Source organism: Cellulomonas uda, from assembly GCF_006538705.1.
Taxonomy (GTDB): Bacteria; Actinomycetota; Actinomycetes; order Actinomycetales; family Cellulomonadaceae; genus Cellulomonas; species Cellulomonas uda.
This window is the reverse complement of the sequence record NZ_BJLP01000084.1, coordinates 1-5,597: the sequence shown is the minus strand read 5'-3', so window position 1 is coordinate 5,597 and position 5,597 is coordinate 1. Positions and strand designations below refer to the sequence as shown.

The window sequence follows — 5,597 nt, the reverse complement described above, 5'->3', positions numbered from 1 at the left end:
CCAGGGCGTCCAGACCATCACCCGCATCACCGGGGTCTGCTGCACGGATAGGTGACAGTTGGTCTCAGGCGGCGAGTGCGACCTGAGTGGTCATGATGGCCTCGAACTCGATGGGTGTCAGTCGGCCGAGTCGGGCTTGCCTGCGGCGGCGGTGGTAGGTCCGTTCGATCCAGGTGATGATCGCCAGGCGAAGTTCCGCCCGGGTGGCCCAGCGGCGGCGGTCCAGGACGTTCTTCTGCAGCAGCGGGAAGAAGCTCTCGATGGCCGCGTTGTCCCCTGCCGATGCGACCTGGCCCATGGATCCGAGCAGGTCGTGACGGTCCAGTTCGCGCAGGACCTTCCTGCTGCGGAACTGGCTGCCCCGGTCCGAGTGCACGATGCAACCGGCCACGTCACGACGGCGTTGCACGGCGCTGGCCAGGGCGTTCACGGCGATGCGGGACTTCATGCGGTCGCTGATCGAGTACCCCACGATCCGGTTGGAGTAGACGTCCTTGATCGCGCACAGGTACAGCTTGCCCTCGGCCGTGGCGTGCTCGGTGATGTCCCAGAGCCACAACCGGTTCGGAGTGGCGTCCCTGATAGTGGTGTAGCCGCGGGACCAGTGGTCGTCGTCGTAGACGACGGCGCGGTCACCGCGTGATCCTTCGAGTGAACCTTCCACAGCACTCTCGAACGGAGCATCACGATGACCGCACCTCGCATTGTCGACCCCGGAGTCGTCCTGGGCCAGGCCCTGGCCGACGCCTCGCCCGACCTGATGAGGCACCTGCTCGGCACGGTGATCAACTCGCTGTTGTCCGCCGAGGCCGACGCGGTCTGCGGCGCCGAGTGGGGCCAGCCGTCGCCCGCGCGGACGAACCAGCGCAACGGCTACCGGCACCGGGACCTGGACACCCGCCTCGGCACGATCGACGTCGCGATCCCCAAGCTGCGCACGGGGTCCTACTTCCCCGACTGGCTCCTCGAGCGCAGGAAGCGCGCCGAGGCCGCCCTGATCTCGGTCGTGGCGACCTGCTACCTGCTCGGGGTGAGCACCCGCCGGATGGACAAGCTGGTCGAGTCGTTGGGGATCACGTCGTTGTCGAAGTCGCAGGTCTCACGCATGGCCACCGACCTCGACGGGCAGGTCGCCGCGTTCCGCACCCGGTCGTTGCTCGACGCCGGCCCGTTCACGTTCGTCGCAGCGGACGCGTTGACGATGAAGGTCCGCGAGGCCGGACGTGTCATCAACGCCGTCGTGCTGGTCGCCACCGGCGTCAACGGTGACGGGCACCGCGAGGTCCTGGGCTGCACCGTCACCACAGCTGAGACCAAGGAGGCGTGGAACGTGTTCTTCGCCGACCTGGTCGCCCGCGGACTTGCCGGGGTCCGGCTGGTGACCTCCGATGCTCACCGCGGCCTGGTCGAAGCCATCGCAGCGAACCTGCCCGGAGCCGCCTGACAACGCTGCCGCACCCACTACGCCGCCAACCTCATGAGCACCTGCCCGAAGAACTCGTGGCCAGCGGTGAAGGCGATGCTCCATTCCGTCTATGACCAGCCCGACGCCGACTCCGTGAACGCGCAGTTCGACAAGCTCCTGGACCAGGTCACCGCACCCCTGCCGGCCGTGGCCGAGCACCTCGACGACGCCCGGGCGGACCTGCTCGCGTTCACCGCGTTCCCCAAGGAGATCTGGCGGCAGATCTGGTCGAACAACCCTCAGGAGCGGCTGAACAAGGAGATCCGCCGGCGCACCGACGTCGTGGGGATCTTCCCCGACCGGGACTCCATCACCCGCCTGGTCGGCGCGGTCCTGGCCGAGCAGCACGACGAATGGGCCGAAGGCCGACGCTACTTCGCCCTGGACGTCCTGCACCGCGCCCGCCTGAACCTCATCACCACCACCGACCCCGACCCCCAGGAGCAGCCCCTCGCACTGTCCGCCTGAACCTCCGAGGATCACGCCCGACGGCTACACCACTCCCAGGGACTTGACCGTCGCCGGATGACCTGGCGGGGATGTCAGCGGCTGAGCTGGCTGCGAAGATTCGCCCTGGCCTGGGGGGTCGAAACGTGCGGTTGCTCTCGTGTCAGACTGGGTGCCCTTCGGGTTCATTTGGACAAGACTTGGCGAACGAGTTGGGTGTGCGGGTCCAGGCGCCGACGACGGATATTGGAGCCAGTAGCAGCGGAAAGTCGTTCGAGTTCTACGATGGCGGGGAATGGCGATGGTTCAATCCGCAGGGCTGATCTTGATTGGGTACTGGGTCGGTGAAGGTGCTCCTGGGTGGCCCTCGCCGTCCGACTTCGTCGACGACGCGTGGGACTTGGACGTCCGCGACGAGATCAAGGACTATCTCCGGCGAGGATTCGTCGCGCGCGCGTACATGGGCTATTCGCCCTGTCGGATGTGCGGAAAGAGCAACGGCTCGCTGGAGTTGAGCGACGGGACTTACGTTTGGCCCGAAGGGTTGGCGCACTACGTCGCGGATCACGGTGTGCGGTTGCCCGAGCCCTTCGTTGCGCACGCCCTTGCGGAGATCGAGTTCTTCGAGAACGCTGAGCGAGACGAGTCTTGGTGGCGGGGCCAGGCAGAAACTGGCGGGACTTCTTGATTGGCTCGGTAGGTGAGGGCCCGGCGGGTGTGGTGACGTGGAAGGGCCCTCGAATGAGGGTTCTTGCGGGACCCGAGGGCGTCGGTGCAGGCGCTATCCGACTCCACGGAACGCGGACACACCTGGCCCCTATCCGCCGCCCGGCCCATCGCGATTGGCCCTAATCAACGTCAATCCAGTGAACGCGAATGCCCGCTCAAGCCGATCGATGACCGCGGATCGCGGCAGTTCGGGGCCGTCATGAATCGACGTTGTGTCAACAACAATGTTCGTCCATGACTTGCTCATCGCCTCCGCAAGGGATCGATAGTTCGCCATGCGCGTCTCGATACTGGATTCGGGTGCGACCCATCAACCCGACGGAGTAGCCGCACGACGAGTGGATCCACCCGTGCCAGCTTCGTCGAAACGTCTCCATCACCAGGCCTCCTCAAACCACTGCTGGATCGAGTTTCCTTTCTTGCAAAGGATCGGCCCCTCGATCCGACCAAAGACCGACTCGCCTCCCGGAAAGACGAACCAATGAAGACGTTTGCGTCGCCCTTCGCCGTCGCGCCGATAGTAAGCAGCGCGGCGGCGATCAGCGCTCGGACGAAGCCCCTGAACCCCGACTTCATTCGGGGGGCGTCCCCGGCAAGCTGATCCACTGCGGCGAACCCGCGTCCCACGCCTCGTCCGCGGCGTGGACGAGAGCCCAAGCCTCGCTGACCCCGACATGCTGATCAATCAACGTCACTGGCGTGGTGGTCTCTCTCTTCCACCGTGTCTCGCCAGTGGTGGGCTCGACGAACTCGACCTCGTAGCGACGTCGGCGAATGAAGCCCGTCGGCTGGCATCGGCGAATGCGGATCATGGCTGGAAGTCCTGGAAGTAGTTCCAATACCCGCTGACCTGCTGGCGCTCCATGTTGTAGAAGGTGCTGGGCGGGTAGCCAGGGGGTTCGCCGATATCCATGATCCGTGAGCCGTTGCGCATCTCGCCCTTAATCCACCGCTTGTTGAACCACAGGTCGGTTCTCTCGAGCGCCCTCGGGGAGACCTTCTCAATCGCTCCTCGCGGCACCCAACCGGGCGTTCCCTTATACCAGTCGTAGCCGTTCTTCTGTGCGTACGGGATGACCCGGTCGGCCATGTTCCTGCCCATGGCGACGGTTCGTCCGCTGTTTGCGGCGCCGCCGGCTTTCGACACTACGCTAGTCGCCCGCTTCGCGACGGCCTCTGCGCCAGTGCCGATCGCTCGGGCGGCGCTGCTGGCACCGGCGCCGATCGCTCGGGCCGCGCCGCCGGCGCCGGTGGCGGCCTTGGAGGTGACCGAGCGCACCGAGTTGGCGACTGCGGCGACGGCGGTCTTGGCCACGGGCGCGATGAACGTCGCGGCGGCCTTGCCCAGGGCACCGCCGGCGAACCCGGAGATCCCGCCGAAGGCCGTGGCTGTGGCGAGCGAGCTCCAGGAGAACCGTTCGGTGTGTTGGACGTCGATCTTCCACGCCTGGGTGACCGCACCGCCCACGGCTCCTGCTGCCACACCGCACCCGACCGAGCCGAGGCCGAACGAGCCGGCCATGCACCCGGCGAACACCACGGTCCCGGCGACCGCTCCGATGATCTCGGCCTGGTTGCGCTTGGCCCACGAACCCACGGACTTGGCCGCCTTGGCCACGGCCTTGATCGGGTTCCACCACAGGCCCGACGGGTCCGACCAGGTCATCGGGTTGTTACCCGAGTACACGTAGGCGTGGAACTGCGCCGGTTGTTGGGGGTCGAGCTGGGGTCGACGCTGACGAACGTGCCGGTGGCCTCGTCGTAGTACCGGGCCCCCAGCAACGTCAGCCCGCTGGCGTGGTCTCGGGTCTTGCCCAGGAACTGCCGGTCGCTCGCGAGCGTGAGCAGACTGCCGTCCCGGGCACCACCGAACGGATCGGTGTACGCCCTGACGACCTTGCCCTCACCGCGCTCGGCGTTCGGGACCGACGCCAACGGTGTCCCGTGCGGGTCGCACACCAGCGACGACACCCCGGCCAGACCACGCCCGGTACGGATCGCGACCGTGGACCCCGCGAACGAGTACAGGCGCGTGACCGACACCTTGCCCGACGCCGCGACGGTGAACTCCTGCCCGCCGGGCAGGTACACGGTGGTGCCCGACGCGTCGGTACGCGTGAGCCGCTCACCGGACGCGTCGTAGACCGACGACACGCTCGACCCAGACGTGCCCTGGACACCGCGCAGCTCGCCCTCGGCGTCCCACGAGTAGGTCGTGGCGCCCGAGGGCGTCTGCATGGACGTACGGTTCCGACCGAGTCGTACCCGTAGGTCGTGACCCCAGCCGTCGACGTGGTCGACGTCAGGCGGTGTGCGCTGTAGGCGTATGTCGTCTGCGCCTTCGTCGTCTGCGCACCGACTGCGTTGCGGACCAGCTTGGTGCGCCGACCCAGCGTGTCGTAGGAGTACTGGTGCCAGTAGGGCGCGGCTCCACCCACCTCAGAGGCGGGGTTCGGCGCGGAGCACGACGTAGCCGACTTCGCGGTCCACGCCTGGGTCAGGCTCCGGCCGTGCTGGTCGCGAGCTGCGAGGTCGATCGACAGGACCCGCGCCAGAATGTGCGCGAGGGTGTCGGTGCAGGCGCTACCTCGGGGCGGCCGCGACGAGCGGCACCAGCCAGTCGCGCAGCTCGGGTTCGAGGGTGCGGGCGTAGCTCGCGGTCACGTGGCTCACGTCCCGCCACACGAGCACCCCGCCGATCACCGCGGGGCACTGCTGGTCCGGGCACAGCAGGTCCGTGACGTCGAGCAGCGGCACGCCCAGCGCGTCGGCGGCGGCCTGCTGCTGCGCCAGGCTCGAGCGACGCTCCGGCGCGGCCGAGTCCGGGCTGCACTCGGTGGTCCAGGTGTCGCGGTGCTGCGCGACGCACTCCGGCACGTCGATCCCGACCCACGGCGTGTCCCCGAGCACGGCGACGTCGATCCCGGCGTCGCTCAGGCGCTGCCACGTCGCGGAC

General features: G+C 67.6%; 5 protein-coding genes and 2 pseudogenes. 3 read left to right on the top strand and 4 right to left on the bottom strand.

The window, feature by feature from the left end:
• Positions 1-64 precede the first annotated feature (64 nt).
• Positions 65-613, bottom strand: a pseudogene (locus tag CUD01_RS16040) (IS3 family transposase); the annotation flags it as partial.
• 75 nt (positions 614-688) lie between these two features.
• Between CUD01_RS16040 and CUD01_RS16035 the strand changes: the two are divergent.
• The 3 genes and pseudogenes from CUD01_RS16035 (at position 689) to CUD01_RS16030 (ending at position 2,600) form a co-directional block, all read left to right on the top strand.
• Positions 689-1,933: pseudogene (locus CUD01_RS16035) on the top strand (IS256 family transposase).
• A 71-nt stretch (positions 1,934-2,004) separates the two neighbouring features.
• Positions 2,005-2,235: a DUF8616 domain-containing protein gene (locus tag CUD01_RS17470; protein ID WP_503826115.1), complete on the top strand. Its 231-nt coding sequence runs from the start codon at positions 2,005-2,007 to the stop codon at positions 2,233-2,235.
• Entirely contained in the window at positions 2,208-2,600 is a 393-nt protein-coding gene (locus CUD01_RS16030) for a hypothetical protein (protein ID WP_208405413.1), read from the top strand. The genes CUD01_RS17470 and CUD01_RS16030 overlap by 28 nt, the downstream gene beginning before the upstream one ends.
• A gap of 849 nt (positions 2,601-3,449) precedes the next feature.
• On the opposite strand, the gene CUD01_RS16025 is transcribed toward CUD01_RS16030, so the two are convergent.
• From CUD01_RS16025 to CUD01_RS16685, 3 genes are all read right to left on the bottom strand, one after another.
• Positions 3,450-4,307 carry a hypothetical protein gene (locus CUD01_RS16025; RefSeq protein ID WP_141322498.1) on the bottom strand — a complete coding sequence of 286 codons (858 nt, stop codon included), beginning with the start codon at positions 4,305-4,307 and terminating at the stop codon, positions 3,450-3,452.
• Entirely contained in the window at positions 4,304-4,879 is a 576-nt protein-coding gene (locus tag CUD01_RS16020) for an RHS repeat-associated core domain-containing protein (protein WP_141322497.1), read from the bottom strand. The genes CUD01_RS16025 and CUD01_RS16020 overlap by 4 nt, the downstream gene beginning before the upstream one ends.
• A gap of 345 nt (positions 4,880-5,224) precedes the next feature.
• A partial coding sequence (locus tag CUD01_RS16685; protein WP_280525834.1) for an SGNH hydrolase domain-containing protein occupies positions 5,225-5,597 on the bottom strand: 373 nt, incomplete at its 5' end.